The organism is Priestia sp. 53B2, assembly GCF_056099005.1.
This window is the reverse complement of the sequence record NZ_JBLZXA010000082.1, coordinates 1-278: the sequence shown is the minus strand read 5'-3', so window position 1 is coordinate 278 and position 278 is coordinate 1. Positions and strand designations below refer to the sequence as shown.

General features: G+C 46.0%; 2 rRNA genes. Both read right to left on the bottom strand.

What is annotated here, in order from left to right:
* Positions 1–93: ribosomal RNA gene (gene rrf, locus ACN6NE_RS31205) — 5S ribosomal RNA — on the bottom strand; the annotation flags it as partial.
* A 63-nt stretch (positions 94–156) separates the two neighbouring features.
* Positions 157–278 (bottom strand): 23S ribosomal RNA (locus tag ACN6NE_RS31200); the annotation flags it as partial.

Genomic DNA, 278 nt, shown 5'->3' with positions numbered 1-278 from the left:
AGGGACAAAGTCCCAACTACCATTGGCGCTAAAGAGCTTAACTTCCGTGTTCGGTATGGGAACGGGTGTGACCTCTTCGCTATCGCCACCAGACAAGAGATTGCTCTCTCAAAACTAGATAACAGTTCGCTGAGTAAAGCTTACGCTTTTAAAAGTTTGGTTAAGTCCTCGATCGATTAGTATCAGTCAGCTACACATGTCGCCACGCTTCCACCTCTGACCTATCAACCTGATCATCTTTCAGGGATCTTACTAGCTTGCGCTATGGGAAATCTCAT